This is a genomic window from Streptomyces sp. NRRL S-1022 (genome assembly GCF_000720135.1).
Taxonomy (GTDB): Bacteria; Actinomycetota; Actinomycetes; order Streptomycetales; family Streptomycetaceae; genus Streptomyces.
Map to the genome: position 1 here is coordinate 1 of NZ_JOIU01000146.1, position 380 is coordinate 380.

The following is a 380-nucleotide window of genomic DNA, read 5'->3' on the forward strand; positions in this document are numbered from 1 at the left end:
GAGCAGGACTCTGGGCCGATCGTGGCGTGCGAGAACGGGCTGTTGCGCATCCGGGACCGCGCGCTGCTGCGGCACACCCCCGGGTTTTTCAACCTCGTGTCCGTGCCGTTCGCCTACCGCCCGGAGGCGACCGCACCGGCTTGGGAGGCGTTCCTGACACAGATCTGGCCCCACGACCGCGACGCGATCGGCGCGCTTCAGGAGTGGTTCGGCTACGTCCTCTCGGGCCGCACCGACCAGCAGAAGATCCTGCTCATGGTCGGCCCGTCCCGCTCCGGCAAGGGCACCATCGCCCGCGTGCTGAAAGAGCTGGTCGGCAAGGAGAACCTCGCCGGACCCACGCTCGCCGGACTCGGCACGAACTTCGGTCTGTCCACACT

Annotated in this window: 1 pseudogene; it reads left to right on the top strand. The window is 68.7% G+C overall.

Features of this window, described 5'->3' with window-relative positions:
* Positions 1-21 precede the first annotated feature (21 nt).
* Positions 22-380, top strand: a pseudogene (locus tag IG05_RS0141240) (NTP-binding protein); the annotation flags it as partial.